The sequence below is a fragment of the Chitinophaga sp. CF118 genome (assembly GCF_900112615.1).
GTDB lineage: Bacteria > Bacteroidota > Bacteroidia > Chitinophagales > Chitinophagaceae > Chitinophaga.
Window position 1 is genome coordinate 730,344 of record NZ_FOMK01000001.1, and the last position, 26,712, is coordinate 757,055.

The window sequence follows — 26,712 nt, forward strand, 5'->3', positions numbered from 1 at the left end:
CTGATAAGATTAAACGGTACTTACACGTTCTATAATCTCAATTAATATTCTAAAATGGGCATCGCGCTGATAGGTTTAAACGGGATGTACAGGTTCTATTATCTCAATTAGGCCCTTACATTTGCAGATTTTTTCATATATTGGCCAGCGATGACAATCATATGTTATGAATAAAGTCCTATTTCTACTGATCTGTCTTGTGATGTGCATCGATTTGCATGCCCAGGTAGTGACTTACGAGAATGCGAAGAAAAAAGCCCAGAAAAGTTTTGACAATGCACAATTGGCTGTTCAGGAATATAAGCTGGAAGATGCAATAGCACTACTTCAGGATGCTATTAAAACAGAGCCGGGATTTACAGACGCCTATGGGCAGATGGTAATCACCTCTGTTGAAATGAGAAAATATAAAGAAGCAATCAACAGCTATGAAGTATTGGTAAGACTGGATAGCGCTTCTACAAGACCCGCTATGTTAGCCTATTGCAAAGCATTATCCGGAGTAGGACGTTTCAAAGAAGCACTAGACCTGGTGAACCTTTATATAGCTACCAATAAAACAAAAAGCGCAAAAGCAGAGGGGCTGAAAGCAAACCTGAATTTTGCAGTAAATACCGCACAACAGGCAGTTCCCTTCCAGCCGCATAACCTGGGAGACAGCATCAACAGTAAAGATCCAGAATACTTTCCTTCTCTTACTATCGATAATAAAACACTCATTTTTACCAGGCGCGTAAATGGGAAAAATGAGGACTTTTATGTGTCTGAAAAAGACGACAGTTCGAAATGGGGACCAGCAGTAAGTATCGGACAACCTGTAAATTCATCTTCTTTTAATGAAGGTGCACAGAATGTCTCACAGGACGGTAAAATGCTCGTATTTACCGGTTGTGATTTTCCCGGAGGCAGAGGAAGTTGTGATATCTATTACACGATAAAAACACAGGAAGGATTATGGATAGATCCCGTTAATATGGGAGCACCTATTAATAGCCGTGACTGGGAATCTCAACCCTGCCTGTCAGCAGATAAACAAACACTTTATTTTGCAAGAGAAACACCTGGTAGTGGTTCCGATATCTATACAAGTCAATTACAGCCCAATGGCAAATGGGGTATGCCGGAAAGGTTAGGCCCAAATATCAACACCACTGGCAGGGAAACCACTCCTTTTATCCATGCAGACAATCAGACGTTATATTTTGCATCAAACGGCCTGCAGGGCTATGGAGGCATGGATATCTTCTACTCACGCAGGCAGGCAGATGGCAGCTGGGGACCAGCTACCAACCTGGGATATCCGATCAATACCATTGATGAGGAAGCCAGTCTGGTAGTCGCTTCAGATGGTAAAACCGCATATTATGCATCCGATCGCGCAGACAGTCGTGGAGAACTGGATATTTACAGTTTTGAACTCTATCCGGCTGCCCGTCCGCTCAAAACATTATTCGTCAGAGGCTTTGTACATGATGCTAAAAATATTAATCGTCGCCTGATAGCAACACTTGATCTCACAGATCTCGAAACCGGTTATAATATTGCAACCATAAAAAGCGATGAATACGGCAATTACCTGGTAACATTACCAGTAGGAAAAGATTACGCTTTTAATGTTAACAAGAAAGGATTCCTCTTTCATTCTGAAAACTTCTCTTTAAAAAATTCTACGGATCAGGATAGTTCTTTTGAACAGAATATTCCATTGACAGCAATTGATACAGGTGCGGTACTTATCCTGCATAATATTGTCTTCGACAGCAAACAATATAACCTGAAACCAGCATCTTACTATGAACTGGAGAAGGTGGTTGCTTTGATGAAAGAAAATCCGACAATGACTACAGAAATAGGTGGTCATACTGATAATGTGGGTAGTGGTTATGATAATATGATTCTTTCCGAAAACCGTGCAAAAGCAGTGCTTAACTACCTTGTAAGTAAAGGTATTTCAGCGGACCGCCTGGAAGCTAAAGGTTATGGAGAAAGCAAACCCGTTGGACCGAATACAACAGAAGCCGGAAGAGCATTGAACAGAAGAACGGAGTTTAAAATATTGTGTCTGGAATAATATTTCAAATGAGACACGAAATAAAAAAAGCCTGTATCGCAAGTACGATACAGGCTTTTTTTATTTCTACGTTTGCAGAGCAGACTGTTTTATAATCTTTCGGGTAGTAAAAATGGTGAATGTTAATAAAAAGATGAGTTAAGATATGGAGGACCGGAAAAAGAGAATTAAATTAGGAGTGTTAACTACAAAAGAAGGAATATGCAAGAGGAATTACGCCACCAAATTGCCCTCACCCAAATTTCACAAATAGGAGATATAATAGCAAAAAAACTGTTGACCATCTTCGGTACTGCAAGTGCTATTTTTAAAGCTGCTAAAAGAGAACTGGAATGTATTGAAGGTGTAGGCACCAATAGAGCCAATGCTATCAAGGAATTCAAGGATTTTAGCAGGGTAGAAAAAGAACTTTTATTTATAGAAAAATATAACATTCAACCTTTATTTTATACGCATCAGAATTATCCGCAACGCTTGCAGCAATGTACGGATAGCCCGGTGATGCTCTATTTCAAAGGACAGGCAAACCTCAATGCTACACGTATTGTAAATGTTGTAGGCACCCGTACTCCAGGTGAATATGGAAAACAAATGTGTGCACGGCTGGTAAAGGAACTGGCACCGCACAATATCATGGTGGTGAGCGGGCTGGCCTATGGTATAGATATTCTTGCACATAAAACGGCTATCGAAAATGATATGCCGACAATTGGTGTACTGGCCCACGGGTTGGATCGTATCTATCCCGAAATGCATAAAGAGGCTGCTATCCAAATGCTTGACAATGGTGGCTTATTGACGGAATTTCTTAGTGAAACCTCTCCCGATAAACAAAATTTCCCAAAGCGAAACCGCATCGTAGCCGGTATAGCGGATGCAACAATAGTTATAGAGAGCGGAAAAAAGGGAGGCTCACTAATCACGGCAGATATCGCCAACAGCTATAACAGGGATGTACTGGCCGTACCCGGCCGCGTAGGTGATCCAAATGCAGCTGGTTGTCATCACCTGATCAAAACAAACCAGGCCATGCTTATCACCGATGCCAGGGATCTTCTGGAGCTCATGGGATGGGACTCTGCTGTATCGGCCCGGCCGCATCCGCAAAAAGAACTGTTTATCACATTAAGCGCTGAAGAACAACATATTCTGGCTCTGTTTGCAGGGCAGCAGGAGAAACATATAGATGAGATTTGCCGGCACAGCACTTTACCGGGCAGTCAGGTGGCCAGCCTGGTTTTCCAGATGGAAATGCAGCATGTATTAAAGAGTTTACCCGGTCAAAAATACCAGTTGGTATAAAATTAGATACCTGTTGTCCTTTTTTTATCGTACATTTGCGTGCAATTATTTTATAACTGACAAATAGTTGCAACATGCCTGCCGGAAAATCAAAACCGAAATTTGTTGAAGAAGGACTCACCTTTGACGACGTGCTGCTGGTTCCAGCCTACTCTGAAGTATTGCCCAGAGATGTAAATCTTACTACGCAACTTACTAAAAACTTACGCATAAATCTGCCAATGGTATCTGCGGCTATGGATACTGTTACCGAAGCTGAGCTCGCCATTTCACTGGCTCGTCAGGGAGGTATAGGCATCCTGCATAAGAATATGAGCATTGAGAAACAGGCAGAACTGGTGAGAAAGGTGAAACGCAGTGAAAGCGGCATGATCATCGATCCAATCACTCTACATGCCAATGCTACTATAGCAGAAGCCCTGAGGCTGATGAAAGAGAACAAAATCGGAGGTATTCCCATTGTTGATGAAGACAACAAACTGGTGGGCATCCTTACGAATCGTGATCTTCGTTTTGAAAAGAATACAAAACGTCTTGTGAGTGAGGTTATGACTTCACAAAACCTCATCATTGCACCTGAAGGGACCGATCTTAAAAAAGCAGAAAAAATCTTACAGCAGAATAAAATAGAAAAGCTGCCTGTGGTAAATAAACACGGGAAGCTGGCAGGACTGATCACTTATAGGGATATCCTGCAACTGACCAGCTACCCCAATGCCGTTAAAGATGCATTTGGCCGCCTGCTGGTAGGTGCTGCACTAGGAATCACCCCGGATGTAATAGAAAGGGCACAGGCGCTAATTAATGTGGGTGTGGATGTGGTTTGCCTGGATAGTTCCCACGGTCATTCCATTGCTGTAATTAATACGCTGAAGAAACTGAAAAAAGCATTCCCGAAACTGCAGGTGATAGCAGGTAACGTAGCAACTGCCGAAGGTGCACTGGCACTGGCAGAAGCAGGTGCTGATGCGGTGAAAGTGGGTGTAGGTCCCGGCTCTATCTGTACTACCCGTGTTGTTACAGGTGCTGGTTTCCCACAGTTATCCGCTGTATTAAACGCTGCAGAAGCACTGAAAAAAACAGGCGTACCTGTAATTGCTGATGGTGGTATCCGCTATACCGGCGATATGGTAAAAGCCCTGGCTGCAGGTGCTTCCGCTATCATGGCAGGTTCTATCTTTGCAGGTGTGGAAGAAAGCCCAGGAGAAACCATTATCTACGAAGGACGTAAGTTCAAATCTTATCGTGGTATGGGCTCACTGGAAGCAATGATGGAAGGTAGTAAAGATCGTTATTTCCAGGAAGAAGATGATATCAAAAAACTGGTTCCGGAAGGAATAGTAGGACGTGTTCCCTATAAAGGAATGCTGGCAGAAGTAATCCAGCAGTTTGTGGGTGGATTACGCGCTGGTATGGGATTGACCGGATCTAAGGATATCAAAACCCTGCATACGGCACAGTTCATCAAAATATCACCGGCTACCGTAAAAGAAAACCATCCGCACGATGTAGTTATTACGAAAGAAGCACCGAATTACAGCAGATAATTATAATTAATTAATTAATAAATAACAAAAGCCTCTTGTCGCAGACAGGGGGCTTTATTGTTTATTAATTAATCTGTTGGGAAGATTTTGCGATTTATTAGCAGACCTGTTGGTATGAAGAACTATGGACTATTGACCAGTATCCCTTATTTTTGATAACGTTATCCAAATAATACCATCAGCATTAAAGAACCAGTTACAATAGCAATGGCAAAAAGCAGTATACAAAGATGGATTCCGGCAATATTTAGTCTTATTGGAGGTCTCCTTCTATGGGCAGCCTGGCCGACTTCTCCCCTTACCTTCCTCATTTTCATTGCGTTCATACCCTTACTCTGGTTAACAGATGTGATAGAATCCCGCGGGAAATATTACGCTTCTATTTTCCTGTCACTGTTCATCTGGAATGTTGCAGCTACCTGGTGGGTAGGTAATACCACCGTACCCATTAGCGGACTGGCAGCCAACCTCATTAATACCACTGTGATGAGCGTGCCACTGATGGGATACCACCGCGCACGCAGAAGGCTGGGAACTATAGCTGGCTATTTTGCACTGATCGTATACTGGCTGACATTTGAATATGTTCATCTGAACTGGGAATTCAGCTGGCCCTGGCTCAGTCTGGGTAATGCTTTCGCCATGCATCCCTCATGGATCCAGTGGTATGAATATACTGGTGTAAGTGGTGGTACTGTGTGGATCCTGCTGGCAAATATTTCCATCTATAATACCTGGCAACAACGCAAAAAATATCCGGTTCCGTTATCCACCTTTATCTGGAAAACTGCCTGGCAACCAGCAGCAATTATAATAGTACCATTCCTGATAAGTTCACTGGTACAATATCAGTTCAAAACACCGGATGGCCCTGCCGCAAAAGTTGTGATTGTACAACCGAATATAGACCCTTACGATAAGTTTGCAGATAGTAACTCACGCATGCAGCTGGATAAACTGTTGCAGCTTTCCCGGCAGCTAACAGACAGTCAGACTGCTTATGTCATCTGGCCGGAAACAGCCCTATTCACCCAGGGGGTATGGGAAAACAGGCTAAGTTTTGAAAATGAAACACAGCAGCTCCGCCATTTCCTGCAACAATTTCCTAACACTAAAATTGTGAGTGGTGCAATTACCCTTAAACGTTATAGCGGCCAGGATGAGGTTCCTAATACAGCACGTCCAATAGACGAAACATCTTCATATGATGCGTTTAATGCAGCAGTGCAAATAGATACCTCCAGTACTGTACAGATCTATCATAAATATAAACTGGTACCCGGTGTGGAAATGGTACCTTATGCCCGCTATATGTATTTCATGAAATACCTGGCACTGGATATGGGCGGTATTACCGGCAGTTATGGCCGTACACCGGATGAAGAAATACTGGATAATACATCCCGGCATATTAAAGTATCCGCAGCCATCTGTTATGAGTCTGTATATGGCGAATTTGTAGCGGAACATGTGCGCCGGGGAGCCAACCTGTTATTCATTATCACTAATGATGGCTGGTGGGGTAATACGGAAGGCCACAGGCAACACCTGCAATATGCCCGTTTACGTGCTATTGAAACCAGGCGCTGGGTTGCCCGAAGTGCCAATACAGGCATCTCCTGCATCATAGATCCTATGGGACGGATCCAACAACCCCTGCCCTATTGGAAGGACGGTGTTATAAAAGGAAATGTAACACCGGGCAATGTTTTAACGTTCTATGTAAAATATGGCGATCTGATTTCAAAGGCTGCCATTCCTTTTTGTATATTGTTGATTATATTTAGTTTTTACCTTCGGTTCAGGCAAAAACCCGCCTTGGACAGTTAATGATTGATTGCGTTTTACGCATGTATATATTCTTAGTTACATTATAACCTACTTGTCAGGTGCATAACAGCATACTGATAAGTTAATCGTGTTTTAAATAAATTAATTATAATGCAGACTAAACTTTCTGCCCGGAATAGTGCTCTAAATGACAGAAAAAGGCCAGCTGTAGTACTGATTCATGGCTTTGCAGAGAACAACCAGATCTGGGAACAACAGCAGGCTTATCTGAGCGAACAATTTTATTTGATAGTACCGGACTTACCTGGTAGCGGCCAGACACCGCTTACAGAATCTCTCAGTATAGAAAGCATGGCTGATTTTATACATGCTACTTTACTGGAAGGAGGCATTGAAAAGGCAGTGATCATTGGTCATTCTATGGGAGGTTATGTAGCGCTTGCACTGGCAGAAAAATATCCCGCTATGGTAAAAGGACTGGGACTATTCCACTCCACCGCTGCAGCTGATAGTGAAGAGAAAAAAGAGGGTCGCCTTAAATCCATCGGCATCATTGAACAATATGGTGGTGACGCATTTATAAAACAAGCGTTACCAAATATGTTCAGTCCTGTTTATAAAAAGCAACATCCTGAAAAGGTTGATGCTTATGTGGAAGCAGGATCGCAATGCGCGCAGGCATCATTGATTGCCTGGTACCATGCCATGATCAATCGTCCTGACCGTACCTCAGTATTATTATCCCTGAAGGCACCTGTGTTGTTTGTGATAGGGAAAGACGATACAGCAGTGCCCCTTAAAGGTGTATTACCACAGGTATCTATGCCTGACACCAGCAGCATCCACATACTTGCCGATACAGGACATATGGGGATGTGGGAGCTACCTGAGGCCAGCAGTCATCTGTTACAAGAGTTTATTCTTTTTTGCCAATAATATTTACCCGTGAAACGCATCCTCCTATTGCTGATTATTCTTTCCTGCGGAGTAATTTCCAGGGCTTCCCATATTATTGGGGGAGAGATGTCGTATAAATACATATCTAAAACAAATACGGATGTTACTTACCAGGTAACATTGAAATTGTTCCGTGTATGTTTACATGCAGATGATTTGGCAGAGTTACCATCTTCTGTATATTTTTCCGTTTTCAGCAAAGTGGATAATAGCAGTATTTCCGGATCTCCCTTCCTCGTATCCCGCACCAATAAAGAAGAAAAAACTCTGGGACAGATAGATCCATGCATTGTAAACCCACCAACAATATGTTTCCAGATCGGGACTTACAGCACCAACATTACGGTACCTATCAATAGCGGAGGATATACAGTATCCTTCCAGACCTGCTGCCGTGATTACTCTATGGATAATATTGTGGATACACACCGGCCTAACGACCTGGATAACTATCCTGGAAATGGTGCTACTTATTTTACAGAGCTGCCAGGGAGTACAGGCATCCTCACCAATTCCAGTCCTGTATCTGCAAAAGATGAAGCAGTACTTGTTTGTGCCGGTAAAAAATTCACTTATGATTTTTCTGCTACAGATATAGATGGCGACAGTCTTTCATACGTGCTTTGTCAGGCATATGGAGGCGGACAACCAACACCTGGTAAAGACGCAATTCCACCGGCAGCTATTGCACCCCCTTATTCTTCCGTCCCATATCAGAGTCCTTATACCGGCAGTCTCCCACTGGGAGCAAACGCTTTTATAGACAGCAAAACAGGTATTATTTCAGGTATTGCGCCCCCCGCGGGTAAATATGTGGTGACCGTATGTGTATATGAATACCGGAATGGAGTCTTACTCGGTATTCACCGGAAAGATTTCCATATGAACGTTACTACCTGCATAAAAGAAGTGGAAGCTGCTATGCCCGATAAATACAGCGACTGCTCAGGTTATACCGTTACTTTTCTCAATAACAGTACAGAGGGAAAAACATATGATTGGGATTTCGGAGATGGTAGTACGCTGACGACCCAAAGTACCGATCCCATTCCACATACTTATACGGCTGATGGAACCTATACTGTAAAATTATATGTGGACAAAACCAGCAATTGCGGAGACAGTGCAAAGGCTATTGCTTACGTATATCCACTATTGAAACCAGCTGTCAGCATCAGCGGATTTTGCAGTAATACCATTACGACCTTCAACAATACCTCTACCACTTCTGGTGCTGGTGACGTGCTGAATTATTATCGTTGGGACTTCGGCGTTACATCCACTCTTTCAGATACTTCGCTAACAAAAAGCCCCCAGTTTAAATATCCGGGTGCAGGCAGTTACCAGGTTGTATTATTGCTGAGAACCAAAAATGGATGTGAGCGATATGATACAAGTAATATTCTTGTGTATGATAGTCCACCGCTTTTCACCACAGGAGATACATTGCTGTGTATACGTAATTCACTGTCTCTTTTTGCACAAAGTACAATAGATGGGAATGTTGTAAATGGTACCTATGCATGGACACCTAACTATAATATTACAGGAGCAAATACCGCTACGCCTGTTGTTACACCAAAAAAAGATACTGTTTACAAAGTTACATTTACAGATGGTACCGGTTGTACAAATACTAAAAGCATAGCTGTAGATGTAAGAGATACATTGTTGGTAAGAACCATTGCAGACAGTACAATCTGTACAGGAGATGAAGTTCATATCCGTGCTTTCCCCGATGGCAATTATCCGCTTACCTGGTATAATATTGACAACAATACACAGATAGATACCGGCAGAATACTCACCATCACACCTGATCCCCCGGTAGCAGTATATATGGTGCAGGGAAACCTTGGCGACTGCAGTGGCAGTGATATTGTGCAAATAAAACTGGTAGATCCGCCCATAGCCTATGCAGGTGAAGACACTACTATCTGTTATGGAGAACAGGTATTCTTACACGCATCCGGAGGTAGTTCTTACCAGTGGACACCCACCTTTACATTATCTACCCCCTCAAAAGCCAATACTACGGGCAAACCACAGGATACTACTTCATATGTTGTATATGTTACGGATATACTGGGCTGTCCAAAAACAATTACTGATACGGTAACAGTGAATGTAGTGCCGCAGGTACCCGCTTTTGCAGGAAACGATACGATTGTAATTCTCAACAAGCCTTTTCAATTGCATGCAACCGGTGGAGCAACCTATGTATGGTCTCCTGTAGACGGCCTGGATGATCCTGCCATTTCAAATCCTGTCACTACTATTAATCACGATTTTACGTATACTGTTACAGCCTATACGATAGAGGGCTGTTCCGGCAAGGATGATATTTTTGTCCGTTTTATTGCAGGCCCGGATATTTACATTCCCACCGGCTTCACACCTAACGGAGACGGCAAGAACGATATCTTCCGTCCATTGCCTGTAGGCATTGTTCAACTTGAGTTTTTCCGGGTATACGACCGCTGGGGAAAACTGATGTACAGTACCAATGAATACCTGAAAGGATGGGATGGTTATTACAACGGACAACCTGCTGCTGTTGCAGCTTATGTATGGGTAGTACAGGGTAAAAACATAAATAATGAAACCGTTCTGCGCAAAGGGACTGTTACCCTTATAAGATAAGTAATGATTACCAGAGGGCTGTATATACTGTTTAAATTGATGTTGCGGGGACATTTTTTTTCAGTAAATTCCTATAGTAAATTATTAGCCCTGTTACTTACCCCTGTTAATGCGCAACTTTATCATTCTGGCTTTTTGCTGCACTTTATTCCACGTTACTGCAGTAGGTTACCATATCATTGGCGGCGAGATATTCTATGAGTTTGTGCGTGCAAATCCCGATGGTAAATACAGTTATGTAATTACATTAAAACTATACCGGAATGCAGATTTTACCTGTGGTGAAATTCAGGGCTGCCTTGACCATTTTGAGAATCCGATTCCGCTGAACATTTATACATCCGAAGGTATCAGGGTTTCAAATGCCATCCTGTTATATATTAAAGAAACCCGGCCACTACGGGATACCCTGAAAAATCCCTGTCTTGCTCCCCGTACACAAAACCTGGAAGTTGCTTTCTATCAGGATACCATTGCCCTCAGACCGATATCCGGTGGTTACTATATTGCATATCAACGATGCTGCCGCGGACAAAAATTAGCCAACATTTACAATTCCGAACACGAAGGCTCCACTTTCTATACTATGATTCCCGGAACAGAAAGCCGTCCTGCAAATAATAGTGTACACTTTAATAAAGATGCAGCTATCGTTATCTGTGCAAACCTTCCTTTCACATATGACTATGCTGCTTATGATGCCGATGGCGACAGCCTTACCTATTCACTATGTAATGCTCTCACAGGAGGTACTACCCGTAATGAAGTAGCTTCTGCCGATCCTCCTCCCTATAATACTACCGTCAGCTACATCTCTCCCTATTCAGGAGAAAACCCTATGGGAGGTTCTCCGCAGGTAACTATTAATAATAAGGGATTTTTGCATGGTACACCCTATAAAGAAGGGCAATTCGTGGTATCTGTATGTGTAAGTGAATACGACCGTAAAACCAGGCAGCTTATAGGTACACATCACAAAGATATCCTGCTCACCGTATTCAATTGTTATACCAGTATAAAGGCTGGTTTCCCTTCCCTCTTAAAAAACTGTGTAGCCGACCCGGACCTGAGTGTTCTTATTCCCAATTCCAGTAATGCTGGCTATACCTCCAGCTACTACTGGGATTTTGGAGATGGCACCGATACTATTACCTACGACAGAAAAGTATTCCCTCATCAATACCCCGATACCGGTGTATATAAAGTAAAACTGGTGGTGAATCCCGGCCTGACCTGCACCGATAGCACTACCGGTATTGTCAGCAATTATCCCGGACTACATGGTGATTTCAGTACTACAGGTCTTTGTAAAGGCAGCCTGATTGAGTTCGATGATCATTCCTCCTACACTTACGGACACATCACTGATTACCGCTGGGATCTTGGCCTGCGGGACGATACTATTTCAAGTCTCGCCTATGGTATTCATGCAGGCATTATCTATAATAAAGGGGGTGTTTATACCGTCACCCTTTCGCTCTTTACAGATCATCAATGCACTGCCACCATAACAAAAGATGTTACAATCTATGAAGTGATCCCCTTTGCAGGAAATGATACCATTCTTTCCCGCGGACAACCATTACAGTTACACGCTACAGGAGGAGATTTCTACAACTGGTCTCCCCCGGAAGGTCTCAGTAATACCGGCCTGGCAGATCCTATGGTTAACTGGAACCAGGATATCAGTTATACCCTTGCAGTATCTGATATGCAGGGCTGTATTGGTTACGATACCATCCATATCAAATATTACACCGGTCCGGACATTTACGTACCCAATGCGTTCAGTCCAAATGGAGACGGCCAGAACGACCGCTTCCGCTTTATTCCCGTTGGCATCACCGAATATAAATACTTCCGCATCTTTAACCGCTGGGGGCAGGAAATCTACTCATCCACGGATTTCCGCAATGGCTGGAATGGCACTATCAAAGGTGCTCCGGCCCCTGTAGACACCTATATCTGGATTCTTGAAGGAAAAGATTTTACAGGTAAAACAATTTTACGCAAAGGCACTGTAACTTTGGTGAAGTAAATATTCATTAAATGGCTATAGTTCTAATTACAGGTGCCACTTCAGGGTTCGGTGAAGCATGTGCAAAAAAGTTTGCGGCTAACAGTTATGATCTCATTATTACCGGACGCCGGCAGGAAAGATTACAACTCCTTCAGCAACAACTTGAACAACAACATAATATCCGGGTATTACCGCTGTGTTTTGATGTAAGGGATGAAAAAGCAGTAACCTCTACGCTGAACGGAATACCGGAGCAATGGAAGGCTGTAGATATCCTCATTAACAATGCCGGTCTTGCATTAGGAGCAAGCGGGATTGATGAAGGAGCATTATCTGACTGGGATACCATGATAGACACGAATGTAAAAGGCCTGCTCTATGTATCACGTACTGTAATTCCCTGGCTGAAAACAAAAGGGAAAGGCCATATCATTAACCTGGGGTCTACAGCTGCCAAAAGCGTGTATGCAAAAGGAAATATATACTGTGCCACCAAAGCTGCTGTAGATTCGATTTCCCAGGCCATGCGCATTGACCTGCTACCCTATCATATTAAAGTAACAGCAGTACATCCCGGAGCAGCAGAAACTGAATTCGCAGTGGTTCGTTTCAAAGGAGATACCGAGAAAGCAGAGAATGTTTATAAAGGTTTTAAGCCATTGTCCGGAGAAGATGTGGCAGATACAATTTTTTATTGCGCTACCCTGCCGGCACATGTTTGTATTAACGACCTGGTGATCACTTGTTTACAACAAGCTAACGCTAATTACTTCCATAAAGAGTAAAAAATATTTTAATATACAACGTAAATGTTATTTCATAGTCTATATAATTTATATATATTTGAAACGTTGATATTATATGTGGAATATTGTATGGTAATGATGGAATATCGATGAAAAACCTAATTATCCTGGGGAGAGAATGCCAACTATCCAATTGAATTAATGTTTTGATGATGCTAACTACTATCTATCCTAAAACCGATAATCCCTATGCTTACATTCGCAACACTGTATTTGTTGCGCCTTTACTATCCCAAGTGGAAAGCAGAATGGCGCTTTTACGCTGACAAATCTAAAAGAAATAACTACGGTCGCTGGGCAACTCGCCAGGATTGGGCCGGAGCTTTTAGTTACTAAGCAAAAGAAAATCAAAGTCCCAGGTAAAGCCTGGGACTTTTTTATTTTTAACCGGAACAATCCTTTAAAGTTGAATCAAACGGTATACTACTTCCTCAGATTTTCCCTCTCTTTTCGTATAGGCTACCAAAGCCTTATGATCATCGATCCCCTTTATTACAGGAAATGTATTGTATAAAGAATCTGCCGTCAGCAAACCAGTTTTTAATACTCGGCCGCTTCCTGTTCTTGTTTGAAAACCAATACGGCTGTTAAAGATGTTTCCCACTTTAACAGGTTCATCCCATACCATTACAATACGTTCATTCCCCAATGCTGTTATCTGCGGATGCTTAGCCATAGGGGCTGTACTAACCGGCTCTTTCTGTGAATATGTTTTCCCATTATCAGCAGATTTGCAATAGAACACTCCCTGTCCCCCACCCATCGTAAACCAGGCAAAATGCATAGCACTGTTATTCTTTACCATGGCAGGCCCTGTATGCGGACAACCACGTACTACCCAGTTATCAGCACTGATCCGGTTAAACGCATTAAAAGAAGTACCTCCATCCGTAGAAACCATATGCACCATATCCCGGATAGAGTCATTAATGATATCCCGGAATGCAATATGAATACCTCCCTGCGCATCTGTATATAACGCAGTGCGGCAGCACTGGCAAACAGTTTCCGCAAGTGGCTTTTCCTGTTTAAATCCGTCATGCCCAGCAGTTACTGCATAGTATAATGTAGAACCTTCATCATCTGTGTGCTTACGATTGTCCAGCCATATCGCCGCTGCTTCTCCATTAGGCAGTATCGTCATATCAAAATAACGCTGGTCATAACTACCGGTATCCCCTACCAAGGGCTGCGCGGGTAACCAGGTTTTACCACCATTCAGAGAACGCGTGTAATACACCCGTCCCGCATATTTATTACGTGCATCATTCTGCTCTACCCCATACATAGCTATCACTTCTCCATCTGGTTTAAATACCATTTTAGGCATATTCTCTGCATGTGGTAATACCCCGGTTGAAGTAGGAATAACCTGCGGGGTAGTAAAAGTCGTTCCTTTATTGTCAGACACTGCATAACAGATCATTCCTGTTTCGGCATCCGGTGCAGCTTCTATCCAGCTGATAACATTTTTTCCATCAACCGTTGCCGTTATATGAGCACAGGAAGCATCTTTACCTTTGCCGGAAAGAGTGTGTTCCGTATCTACTTCATTACAGGCTGCCAGTAGGGCTATCGATAAGATCCACCATTTCATCTCTGTTATTTTTTACCAGTAAATGTATAAGCCAGCCCTATATCAAAAGTACGTTTGGGACCTGGTCTGTAAGTTGTACTGTATGTAGTTTTCTCTGCAGTAGTAGCATATATTTTATCCGCAATATTGCGACAGTTCACCCAGCATTCAATATTCTTCCAGGTATATCCTGTACGTGCATTCAGCAGATCATATCCATTGTAATACTGTGTATTCTGAGGATCCATATAATAACGGCTTACATGCTGCCATTCGCCACTGATACGGAATCCCCGGAGCAGAGCAGGCTTCCAGGTGAGCTCTGTGTTAGTGATCACTTTAGGTGCACCACTCATCTGGTTACCATCGTATACAGTTCCCTTTTCTATATACTTATTGAAGAAGTGTTCTGCATAAGCACCACTGCAACGAATCCACAAAGAACGTAAAGCAGCATACCGCACATTCCATTCCACACCTCTGTGTGTAGTACGTCCTGTATTGCGGTTTTCATAAGAACCATCTTCCAGTTTTACACTGATGATCTCATTAGTGCCTTTCATTTCATATACACTCACATCTGCATATCCTTTATCATTTGCAAAACCAAACCATCCACCTGCTTCATAGTTACGATAGGTGGCAGGTTCAAGCACAGGAACCTTTACCCCTCTGTATAGTTCTGATATATTAGGCGGTGCAAATCCCACACTGTAATTAGTATATAAACCCCGACTGTGGCCAAAGTCGTATGTCAGTCCCAGTTTAGGAGTAAGTGCATTAAAATTATTATGGTCGTCCGGTGCACCGGTGTATGCAGATGGAGGCAAATGATTATCAAAATTATAATCCATCCTGTCATAACGTGCGGCAGCAACCAACTTCAATCCTTTCACCAGTTCCAAATCAAACTGTGCATATGCAGCGGTATTTAATAGGCCTACGTTGTAGTCGGTTAATACTGAATCTTCTTTCGTATACCCGGTAAAGTAACCAGCTGCATTCTTTGTAACATCTATATAATCTGCCAAGTAAGTAGCCGGACTGTAATCTGCACTCACACCAGCTATCAGCGATGCCTTCTTCCAGAGAAACTGTTTCTTATGCTGGATAATGAGACCATAACTGTTAAAACTATCCTCATTAATTTCGCCGGCAGCCTTCAGCGGATCAGGTAAATTTTTGAGTGCATAAAAAGGATTTTGTCCAATACTGCTATGTCTGAAGAACCCTGTTACCGTAGTATGATTCGTATTATCCCATGTATGTTCCAGCGTACTTCTGTATCGCAATGCATTTACCTTACGATAAGAGAACGTTTGAAAATTGCGATAATCCTTTCCATAAAAATGAGCGCTATCTAATCCGCCAACCTGGTCTGTATAATAGTTGATCAATGTAGCAGCATTAATCCATTTGTTACGGTCACTGATCTGATAATCTGCGCGGAGCGTCAATCCCAGCTTATGAAAATCACTGTGATCCATATAACCATTACGTTGATCTGCATAGTAACCACCTATAGTAATACCCACTTTATTAAAGGTATTCGATACATTGAAATCGGTACGTTTGTATCCCCTGTCACTCGCCTCTGCCTGCACTTTTACTGTAGGTTGCAATGATGGTGCTGCTGTGATGAAATTAACTGCACCACCAACAGCTTCACTTCCATACAAAGAAGATGCAGGTCCTCTGATCACTTCAATAGTACGTAATGCCGCCATGTTGATTTCAATGAGTGCATTGTGATTAAAATCACCAATCGTACGAATGGGAATACCATCTTCCATATACAGGAACAAACTTTTGTAACCGATAGGCTGACGGATTGCCATGGTATGCTGTTCATTCCCCAAGTCTACCATGTATACCCCACTCACCTTATTGAGGAGTTGTTCCAGGGAAGTGGCTTTTGTATCTCTCATCTCCTGGGTAGAGATAGTGCTGATAGCCACTGGTGCATCTGTACGGTTTTGCCTGTCACGGCTGGAAGTCACAATGATCTCATTCAGGCTGGCTGTTTTGGGTATTAATGAGATAATGAAAGGCTTGTTGGTTTTCAACGCCAGCTTTTTTGACTGGTAGCCTATAAAAGATACCTGTACGGAATCTTCTGATCCGCTCGCCGGTAATATAAAATGCCCTCTTGCATCGGTACTGCTGCCCTTTGCCTGATGCAGAAATTGAATGTTTACTCCTGATAATACTTCTCCCGTCTGCGCATCAATCACGCTACCCTGCATTTGGGCGCGCGATTGCATGAACAGAAATACTCCTGTTATTACTAATATAATTCGCTTCATTTTTTAGTTCAGTTGTTGACAGTAAGACGTGAACAATGGCATAACCATACATGTGTATGATCACCATTATTTACAATAAAAATGTACTGATCGACTAAACTTGTGGTGGACGGAAGAAAGAGAAGGTAGGACTGGGTAATGCGGCGTCCTGGTAAAAAGCGGTTAACTGTGTAAATGGAGCTAAGGACTGCAGGTTAAAGGAGAGCAGGTTGTCTATATACACTACCTCAAACTTTTCCTTTCCAGATGTACTATTATGCTCCTGTTGCTGATCTTTTTCCAGTTGCTTCCGCAGGTGACATTTACCGTTACAATGCATTTCAGGTTTATCCCTGTTTTCGCAAAGTACGTTCGCAACGTAGCTGAAATTAATTTTATACTCCAGCACGATCACGAACTGGTTGAAGTTTTGCAACATCAACCCGGTCAGAACGGATATGAGGAAAAAATATTTCACGGGGTAAAGTTATGAGAACGAAGCACTACTTACAAATGATATATATCAGGGTTATGAATATTTAAAGGAATTTTTCTAAACGGGCGCTAATATCTCCATTAAATACAGAAGAATGTCTTATAAAAAGAGAACGCCCCTTACGGAGCGTTCTCTTTTTATAAGATGATTAATATTATTGAGCGAGCATAAACCTGAGCGTGATACCTCCCCTTGTATTTGTAATCGGGTAAGCGGTGGAGATAACCGGTATGGTCTGTCTGCGATCATAAAAGAACCGCAGGTTCAGGCGGTTGTTAACCACATAGTCGATAGATGGTGAGATACCAATCACCTTTTGTCCGCTGGTAGGTATTACCAGATCAGCATCCAGGCGGTTATTCACTGTCTTATCGTCACGGAAGCTCATATCCAGGCGGAAGTTCATATCATTCTGTGTTTTCTTACCATCCTTACTTACTCCCAGGAAAGCGAAAGTAACGTTACGCAGACGATAGCTACCACCTATAGTAATTTCGCTGGAGCGTAACTCGGTTAGCTGATAGTCAATCAAGCTAAGACTCAGTGACCGGCTCTTCTTGAATTCCACCCGCATGTTCAGGCTGTTCGTGAAGGTAACATCCACACCCAGTAAAGGTGCAAACTGTTCAGTCATGGTGATATTCGGTAACAGGAAGTATGGTACGTAGTTGCCTGAAACGGTATCCACAAAGCCAGGATAACCTGCCAGACGGGGATCTTCATACAACAGGTTGGTGTTATAAGAGCTCATGCTCAATGAACCCACATAGGCATGTGTTACAGTGAAATTGGTAAAAATGCTCTTGAATGGTTCCAGCTTGGTAAGACCATTATAAGTAACACGCCAGTTAGGTCTTGGCAGGTAGTTGCTGAAAGGATTGCTTCGAACACTGGAAACACCGGCATTCTTAAGTAGGCCAATCTTCTCAGGATCTTTACCGGTATAAGCAGCCAGGAAGGCTGGTACCAGTACATCCTGTGCATAACGGCCATAACCATAGCGGTAGGTCGGGTCTTTCGGATCGTAAACAGGCACTCCAGGGTCACGGCTGTAAGGGTTAGCAGCACCCAGACGTGCAGAGATTGCCTGACGGTAACGCTGGAAATCACTGAAAGTTTTCGTAGTCCCCGTTTCTGAATCTATCTTTCCAAAGATTGTTTTCACTGCCACATAAGAGATTTCGAATCCACCGGCATCATATGGACTAAGGTGCTGGAAACCGGAATCACTAAGGTTCTTGAACAGTTCCGTATGCGTTTTAGTAAATGATTTAGTCACATTCAGATCTATACGCAGGTCATTTGCCGGTTCCAGTTGAGCCTGAATTTGCAAACGCGTGGTAAATTGTTGCTGATACTGAATGTTAAATAATGTATCTGGTGTGATCAATCCTCTCTTAGCAAAATTATCCAACCATGCTTTATCCGGTTGTTTACCTGCCACGAATGCCAGTCCCGGTGCCATGCTTGCCCAGTTCATACCCAGAATTTTGGTACTGTCAATATAGCCCGGCAATCTTGTTCCAGCATTCTCAGAGTAATCAATATTAATACGCTTCAGAGACAACAACGGTTTCATTACCGCCTTCAGGATCGGAGAAATTTCGGGGCCATTATCCTGTTTAGCAGGTTGCTGTTTACCATTTGGCTGGTTCTTATTATTGTTCTGTTGCTGATTGTTCTTATTATTCTTATTACCTGAGTTATTGATCTGTTTCAGGAAGCGGGAACGGTTATACAGATCAGAGAACTTAAACTCTGCCGTTAGCGTTTTCTGCTGGGTGTTCTCAATAGCGTTACCAAGATATTGTGCCAGCAAAGAAGCGCCAGTCCATCTGTACTCTGTTGAATATCCAAGCGCGATATTCGTCCAGCTGAGCAACGGGAATTTGGAAGTAGGCAGTGTATAAGTAACGTTAGCAGTATGGAAATAATTGGTAGTTCTGCCCAGTTTGAAGAAATTCTTCCAGGTGGTGTCTTTCTTCGCTTTGGTATCCAGTCGTCCGGCAGGTTCATCAATACGGGCATTGTTCACCGCATTAAAATCTATGCTCAGGCTGCGGCTAAGATCCCATTTAAGACCATAATAACGGTCGAACGTAAAGAACTTATTATAGGTTTCCGGTAACTTGAAAGTACCATCTCCTCCAACATTCCGGATTCGTGTAGCACCAAACTGACGGGTAACGTCTGCTCTGAAACTGATCAGTGACGGAACATAGTTGAAATTGAAATCACGGATCAGATCCAGCCAGTGTGTTTTGGTTTTGAACAATTTCTTGAACGGCTGTACAAACTTGCTCTGACCACTGAAGTTATATCCTAATCCTCCACGATGTTTAGTCAGGATATCATTTTCTATAATAGGTGTATGAATCAATGTTTGTGTAAATGAATAGCTGATATCGAAGTTCTCGATATCCCAGAGGTGATTCTTTTTCCGGTTGAGGTTCAGCTTACGTACATTGGTAAAGTTCAGACTCTTGATAGATGTAAAGTCTTCTGCCGCCCTCTTGATGGAATCACGCTCATACTGACTCCTTGCCATTCTCAACTTATACTTCAGTTTAATATCCAGATCATATGGATCATATTCCGGACGGCTTATTGCCCGTGAGTAACCTGCATACACAGGGATGGTTAATCCTGTTTTTTTAGGTAACAGCTTACCAAGATCGAGACTTGCAGCCGCATCATATTGCGTGAAGTTATCGCGGAAACGCTCATTTACCCGCTGATCCAGGTTACCAAATCCGGCAGTATGCATATTTCCGGATATGCTCACTGTACCAAGATCGGCCAGTTGTACATCCACACGGCCCACCCCTGCATAACCGCCTTTCTCATCTAGTCCGGACAGTCGGAGTTCATTGAACCATACCTCACCACATTTGGTCAACCCATCATCTTTTGGATTCAATATACCCAGCAACATGGTTCTTACATCTCCCAGGTTAGGATTTCCCACCACACTAATGAAACCACCATTTGCATTCTGTTCAGTGTAAGGTTTTAAAGGAGAACAGGTATCACACTGGTTACGACGTTGTTTCAGTTGTGTCAGTGTTTCCAGTGCCAGATCCACATTATTGGCATCCGGCCATATCACGGTGTTGTTATTGCTACCCCAGGGAGTTACTTTCAACGGTACCTGGTATTCATAATAGTTCTCAACAAAGTCACTACCCATACGGATCACGGCGCGCAGCTGACCATCTTTCAGCGAGTTTGGATCATTCATTGCTTCTGCGTGCAGATCCACCTGCAGTCTCTTATACTGACGGAGATCCATGTTCAGGCTCTTGGAAACACCGCGGGTATCGCCATCTTTCAGATCACATACCTGTAAGGACATGGATTGCTCGTTCAGTTGTAAAGTAGTATTGTTGGTACTCACTGTATTCTGACGAACTACTCCCGGAGGCAATACATAAGGTATTGGCTTACGGGAAGAGTTTTCTTCAATATTTACAGCAGAAGTATTAAAGGAGGTTGCATCGTCATTAGGAATAGGATCGCCGGCTTGCAGTTTATAGTTATACTGACGCCATTGATTACGTACAAGCTGCAGTTTTGCAAAACGTACTACTACAGAATCTTCGAAGCCAGTCAGGAACATACGCATGAAGCGGATGGATTTAAAATCCGGTATGCTACCTACTTTTTTGTCGAAGCCATTTACCGGCACCTTGAACTGATACCAGTTTTCGGTATGTTTCGTACCATCAACTGTAGTAACATCTGTAACGATCTTATCTACGATGAAGTTGGTACCCACTAACATGTTAGGTCTTAAGTTGATCCGGTATTGGAAATATTCTTCTGTTTCATTCAGGGTATTATCCCTGTTTAGATCTTCCGATTCCGGAATATTTGTAGCAGCACTTGAATAAGAGGAATTGTTAGAAACAGGGGAGTTACCTTCCGGGTTACTATATCTCTTATAACGTTGCAGGATGGTTGCACCATCATAATCACGGTAATGTTTGTAATCGTCATTAGACGGATCCGCCACTGCCTGCTGATAGATATCAGAACCTGGTCCGAAATTAGCTGCCAGCTTATCCATGTAACTTTTGTGGAACACTCCTTCTGCAGTACTCTGCAAACCATCATACCCTACATCCTGGTATTTCCGGATCTCAGGGTCATTATCAAAAGCCTGGGTGATCTGTTGCTGGAACTTTGGCGTACGCCCCCAGTTTGAAGAATCTGTTTTAGCCAGGTCCGTATTGGGATTAGGCATTCCGTTTTCAAAGAACTTACGGGAGTCTTTCAGAATATCTTCAGAAACGTTACCCAGGTTAAAATAGAGCTGACCACCGGTACTGTTGAGCAGATCTTTATGCGTAAAAGGGTCTTGAATCCAGAATTCAATAAACTCTACGTTCTGTGTTTCAAAATCACTGTTATCAATAGAACGCATAATACCTCCCCATTTCTTTTTGGGATTACGCAGCTTACCTTTTGCATCGATACTATCTGCACCTGCAGTAAAGTTATATGGTCCTCTTTCTGTTGGGTAATAAGCAAGGTCAAGGGTGCTCAGCTGGCTTTGTCCGAAATCGGTAGAGCGGTTGGCAAATACCTCGGTCTGATATACCAGGCGTACACGCTGGTCTGACTGTTGCTCCTTATCTATACCTGCCGGCAAACCGGTTCCACCTAATCCTGAATTGGGGATCTGGAGGGTAGGTTCAATAATATACCAGGCCAGTTTAGCCCTGTTCGTTCCATAAGTCAGTTCATTGTCGGCATTCGCTTCTGGGAACATGATAGCACCAGAACTGTCTGATGCATCTTTTGGTGTAGAAGCCAGGGCCCAGCTGGTAGCAGGGAACTTAAGATCATAACCACTCTGGGAACCTTCAAAATCATCAATATAGATCTGTCCCTGGTTGCTGCCGGATGCATTTACCAACTTACTATGACCGGGGAACAGTTTCGCCACCTCACCGGTGAACATAATATTAGAAGGAGTTGTGCTCTTATAATTAGGTAATTTATTCAGTAAGCGGGTAAGCCCTTTCCATTGGGAGTTATAGTTTACGTCAAATCCTACAACAGTATTCTTGATAGGATCTTCCCCGTAATTCACTTTCTGGTAATAAGGACGTTCACTCATCCTGGCGATAGTAGAACCCAGGCTTAATTTATCATTCACCACATAATCCAGGCGGGTACCAAAGTAGTTACGTACCTGTGTCCCAAAAGCGGCATTGTTTTCAAACTGTACATTGATGGCCTGACCAGAGTTCAGGATTCCCGAATTGATAATTTTGATACGGCCCAGGTTATAATCTATCACATAATCCACATTCTCACGCAGTTGTTGTCCACCTGCTGTCACTGTTACGGAACCGGCCGGGATATTATATCCTCCCAGTTGGATTTCAGAAGAGTTACTGGATTTATAGGAACCTTTGATGATGTACCTGTTCAATTGGGGGAACTGCTGGGCCACCACCTTTATGGAATCGTACAACACTTTGAAAAGGTATTGTTTTTCCAGGGCAGCATTTCCTTCGAAAGCCTTTTGAAGACCGCCGGCAAATGGTTCCAGTTGTGGGAACATGAGGCGACCGGTCTGTGAGTTGATGGTATATCCCTCAACATAGTCGAATACACCATCCGGCTGGGGATCATTCTGGTTGTTCAGACGATCCAGGTTCAGGATAGTAATCAGGGGTGCCCCTGCAAACTGCCCCTGGGCATCTGGGAGGTAACGTTTATCGCTAGGAGCACGGGTTTCCGTACCCGGATCTTTATAATATACGTCCATTTTAAAGTCGGCCCGGTTCAACTGGTAAGCACCTGTAGAATAAATGTTCTTCATCATCAGGTCCCAGATGGGCAGATTAGGACGGGCAGAAGTAGCTTTCAGCAATTTCAGGAACAGGATCTTCTGGTTAGCACTGTTCGTTTGATCTGGCGGAACATCCTGGGAGAATTCCCCCACATTATATACCCGTCCGTTGTAAGTATACTGGAAAGCAACAGCCAGCACCTCATCGGCCTGTAACTGCTGGTTCAGGGATATAAAACCGAGCTGCCTGTTAATGGTATACTCGGAAGAGTCCAGTTTACGGGCAAATGTCTTCTCATACTCCTGAACTGCCTGTATGCCATTAGCCTGTAAACGACTCACCACTGTACCTGTATAACGGCTTGCACCATCAGATGCCAGAGTAGCATACAGACTATTGAGGCCGTTGGCTGGCAGATGTGAGTTACTTAATACATTAATAGTGGTATTATAAGGTTTGTATTCACCAAGGTCCATCAGACCCACGATGTCTCTTGTATTAGTAGTAGCCCCTGTTTTATTGGTCACCCATACTTCTACACGGTTTACGTACGCCAGGGAACGGATCACAGGCAGATTGCTCATGGAAAAGTTAAAGGTATCCCTGAAGAACTGAGACAAAAGGAAGTGACGGTTATCTTCATACTCATCTGCCTTTATATTGTAGTCCTGTACCTGAGTCCCTCCTTTAATGAGCAGGTTTTGTTTCTGTGATTTCTGGTTAGATAGTACACTGGTAACGGTAAGGCGGCCAAACTGTAATTGTGTTTTGATACCAAACAGAGATTGTACACCAGAGATAAGTGAACTGCGTAAAGGGAAACTTACGTTCCCCGCTTCTATCTTTTTAATAATCTCATCGTCGTACCCGGTATATTCCAGTTTTACCTGGTTTTCGAAGTCGAATGTGGATTGTGTATTATAATTGGTGATCAGTTTGAGTTTATCTCCGATTTTACCGGTTACGTTCATATTGATATTCATATCGAACGCAAATCCGCCGGTTTTACGAGCCTGTTCTGTAAGCACCGGGTTCTTAATATTCTGGCCTTCATAGCCGAAGGTCAGTTCCAGGCTTCCCTGGGGTTTGATATCTACCTTGTTACCACCAAAAATCCTATCGAACAGTTTACTGCCATTATACAGTTGAGGACCATCCCCTTTCTGGTTAAGAGAGCCGAGTGTACTGGCCCTTTTCTGCCAGTAATCCTGTTCACTTTTCTGGGATTGCAATTTGTAAAATTCGTCAAAACTCAGGTAGGTTGGATTGCGGTAGTAATGGTCTCCTATTTTTTCTGTTATGGTATATTGCTTGGTAACGGGATCATAATCAACAGTTTTCGAGATTCCGGAAGGATCTTTAAGATCGATCTTATTTTTCACAGGATCGGTGATACTGGTTCCATACCGATCTTTGATAGGATACTTTAAAGAATCCTTTATGGGATCTTTAATAGTAGTATCAGGTTTTGGTTGCCAGTTGTCACGATCATTGTTGGTGTAACCCGAACGATTCCTTGCTGCAGTGTCAACAATAAAAAAAGATGCGACTCCTATTACTGCTATAGCACCGAAATATGTCTTTCTTGACAAGAGAAATAGGTTTTTATAGAGGTCAGGGTAAAGTTTTAAAGACCTTTGAGGGATTTTTTAATCAGCCCTTCCAGATCTTCCAATAGTGGTTCAGCCTTAAGTACTTTGGAAATAGCCTGTTCTGCAACTGTTCGTGCAATTCCCAGCGTGACTAATGCATTTAACGCGTCTTCCTGCATTGTATTGTTTGAGGTCACAGATATTTGAAAACCAGTATCCTTTTGTTTCTTAAACTTATCTTTTAATTCCAGTATTATACGTTTGGCTGTTTTTGCTCCTATGCCTTTGATGCTTTCCAGCATTTTTTCATTTTCCATGGTAATAGCCCGTTGAATATCCTCCGGTTGTAAGGAAGACAGCATCATACGGGCGGTATTGGCACCGACGCCTGACACACCTATGAGCATCAGGAACATAGTACGCTCAGCATCATCAAAAAAACCATACAAAGTATGGGCATCTTCCTTTATTTGGAGGTAAGCCAGCAGCTTACAGCTTTCAAGTGCCTGTATACGGGAGTATGTATTTAAACTAATCTGCACTTCATATCCCACGCCCTGTACATCCAGATGTACCATAGCAGGGGATTTATAGGACAGTTTTCCATTCAGGTAAGCAATCATACAGGTTCAAAATGTATGACAAACCTAGTAAAAATTTAGCAAGAAGGAGGCAGGAAGTACCCCTGGTTTATTTCTTATCCCACGATTTCCAAATTCTTATGTATTTTTACGCCCTCGTTTAAAACATCTATATTTCTAATATGAATAAAATAACGGCCGCTATTACAGCGGTAGGTGGCTATGTACCCGACTACGTGCTTTCTAACAAGGAACTGGAAAAACTGGTTGATACTACAGACGAATGGATTATGACCCGTACGGGGATAAAGGAAAGGAGGATTCTGAAAGGCGATAAGATGGGGACCTCTGAGTTATGTGTACCTGTAGCATTGGAAATATGCCGTAAAAGAGGGATCAGTCCGGAAGAAATAGACCTGCTGATAGTAGCCACTGTAACACCAGACATGGTATTCCCTGCAACTGCTAACATTGTAACTGATAAAATAGGCGCTAAAAATGCCTTTGGATTTGATATTGCTGCTGCCTGTTCAGGTTTTCTTTACGCCCTGGAAACAGGTTCAAAGTTCATAGAAAGCGGGCGTTATAAGAAGGTAATGGTAATAGGAGCTGATAAAATGAGTTCCATTATAGATTATACTGACCGTACCACCTGTATTATTTTTGGAGATGGTGGCGCTGGTGTATTACTGGAGCCTAACTTAGAAGGATATGGTGTAATAGACAGTATCCTGAAAAGTGATGGCCATGGCCGTGAATACCTGCACATGAAAGCAGGTGGTTCTGCTCAGCCAGCTAGCCTCCAAACTATTGCCAACAGGGAACATTATGTGTACCAGGAAGGTAAAATGGTATTTAAATATGCTGTAGCTAACATGTCTGAAGCTGCACACGACATCATGAAACGTAACCAGCTGACTGCTGATGATATTTCATGGCTGGTACCCCATCAGGCTAACAAGCGTATCATAGATGCTACTGCTCAGCGGATGGGACTTCCGGAAGAGAAAGTAATGATGAACATCCAACGCTATGGTAACACCACTGCGGGCACACTTCCTCTTTGCCTGTGGGACTACGAAAAACAACTCAAAAAAGGTGATAACCTGGTATTGGCTGCATTTGGTGGTGGGTTTACCTGGGGAGCAAGTTATCTGAAGTGGGCATACGATAGTAAATAAAAAAATTCAAAATATATTGGCTTCGTTAGGAATTTCGTGTAAACATGGAATTCCTGA

The 26,712-nt window shown here is 42.9% G+C and carries 14 protein-coding genes; 9 read left to right on the top strand and 5 right to left on the bottom strand.

Annotated elements, in window-relative coordinates; all coding sequences use genetic code 11:
* Positions 1-166 precede the first annotated feature (166 nt).
* The 8 genes from BM176_RS02805 (at position 167) to BM176_RS02840 (ending at position 13,116) form a co-directional block, all read left to right on the top strand.
* Positions 167-2,071 carry an OmpA family protein gene (locus BM176_RS02805; protein WP_090099317.1) on the top strand — a complete coding sequence of 635 codons (1,905 nt, stop codon included), beginning with the start codon at positions 167-169 and terminating at the stop codon, positions 2,069-2,071.
* Positions 2,072-2,272: 201 nt separating this feature from the next.
* Positions 2,273-3,373: a DNA-processing protein DprA gene (gene dprA, locus BM176_RS02810; protein ID WP_090099329.1), complete on the top strand. Its 1,101-nt coding sequence runs from the start codon at positions 2,273-2,275 to the stop codon at positions 3,371-3,373.
* A 74-nt stretch (positions 3,374-3,447) separates the two neighbouring features.
* Positions 3,448-4,920 carry an IMP dehydrogenase gene (gene guaB / locus BM176_RS02815; protein WP_090099331.1) on the top strand — a complete coding sequence of 491 codons (1,473 nt, stop codon included), beginning with the start codon at positions 3,448-3,450 and terminating at the stop codon, positions 4,918-4,920.
* A 207-nt stretch (positions 4,921-5,127) separates the two neighbouring features.
* The gene (lnt, locus tag BM176_RS02820) at positions 5,128-6,750 is read left to right on the top strand and encodes an apolipoprotein N-acyltransferase (RefSeq protein ID WP_090099333.1); all 1,623 of its coding nucleotides are present in this window, start codon (positions 5,128-5,130) and stop codon (positions 6,748-6,750) included.
* A 111-nt stretch (positions 6,751-6,861) separates the two neighbouring features.
* Positions 6,862-7,647 carry an alpha/beta fold hydrolase gene (locus BM176_RS02825; protein ID WP_090099335.1) on the top strand — a complete coding sequence of 262 codons (786 nt, stop codon included), beginning with the start codon at positions 6,862-6,864 and terminating at the stop codon, positions 7,645-7,647.
* A gap of 9 nt (positions 7,648-7,656) precedes the next feature.
* The gene (locus tag BM176_RS02830) at positions 7,657-10,311 is read left to right on the top strand and encodes a PKD domain-containing protein (RefSeq protein ID WP_143097681.1); all 2,655 of its coding nucleotides are present in this window, start codon (positions 7,657-7,659) and stop codon (positions 10,309-10,311) included.
* Between the two features lie 109 nt (positions 10,312-10,420).
* Positions 10,421-12,349, top strand: coding sequence for a T9SS type B sorting domain-containing protein (locus BM176_RS02835; RefSeq protein WP_090099338.1), 1,929 nt, complete (start codon positions 10,421-10,423; stop codon positions 12,347-12,349).
* 11 nt (positions 12,350-12,360) lie between these two features.
* Positions 12,361-13,116, top strand: a complete 756-nt coding sequence (locus BM176_RS02840) for an SDR family NAD(P)-dependent oxidoreductase (RefSeq protein WP_090099340.1) — start codon at positions 12,361-12,363, stop codon at positions 13,114-13,116.
* A 421-nt stretch (positions 13,117-13,537) separates the two neighbouring features.
* Here the strand turns inward: BM176_RS02840 and BM176_RS02845 are convergent, their stop codons facing one another.
* From BM176_RS02845 to ruvA, 5 genes are all read right to left on the bottom strand, one after another.
* Entirely contained in the window at positions 13,538-14,734 is a 1,197-nt protein-coding gene (locus BM176_RS02845; RefSeq protein WP_090099342.1) for a sialidase family protein, read from the bottom strand.
* 5 nt (positions 14,735-14,739) lie between these two features.
* Positions 14,740-17,019, bottom strand: coding sequence for a TonB-dependent receptor (locus BM176_RS02850; RefSeq protein ID WP_090099344.1), 2,280 nt, complete (start codon positions 17,017-17,019; stop codon positions 14,740-14,742).
* Between the two features lie 94 nt (positions 17,020-17,113).
* A complete protein-coding gene (locus tag BM176_RS32095; RefSeq protein WP_143097682.1) occupies positions 17,114-17,476 on the bottom strand; it encodes a hypothetical protein in 363 nt (120 codons plus the stop codon).
* 172 nt (positions 17,477-17,648) lie between these two features.
* Positions 17,649-24,893, bottom strand: a complete 7,245-nt coding sequence (sprA, locus tag BM176_RS02860; RefSeq protein ID WP_090099348.1) for a T9SS outer membrane translocon Sov/SprA — start codon at positions 24,891-24,893, stop codon at positions 17,649-17,651.
* Between the two features lie 35 nt (positions 24,894-24,928).
* Positions 24,929-25,516, bottom strand: a complete 588-nt coding sequence (ruvA, locus tag BM176_RS02865; RefSeq protein WP_090099350.1) for a Holliday junction branch migration protein RuvA — start codon at positions 25,514-25,516, stop codon at positions 24,929-24,931.
* A 140-nt stretch (positions 25,517-25,656) separates the two neighbouring features.
* Between ruvA and BM176_RS02870 the strand changes: the two genes are divergently transcribed.
* A complete protein-coding gene (locus BM176_RS02870; protein WP_090099352.1) occupies positions 25,657-26,655 on the top strand; it encodes a beta-ketoacyl-ACP synthase III in 999 nt (332 codons plus the stop codon).
* The last annotated feature ends 57 nt before the right edge of the window (positions 26,656-26,712 follow it).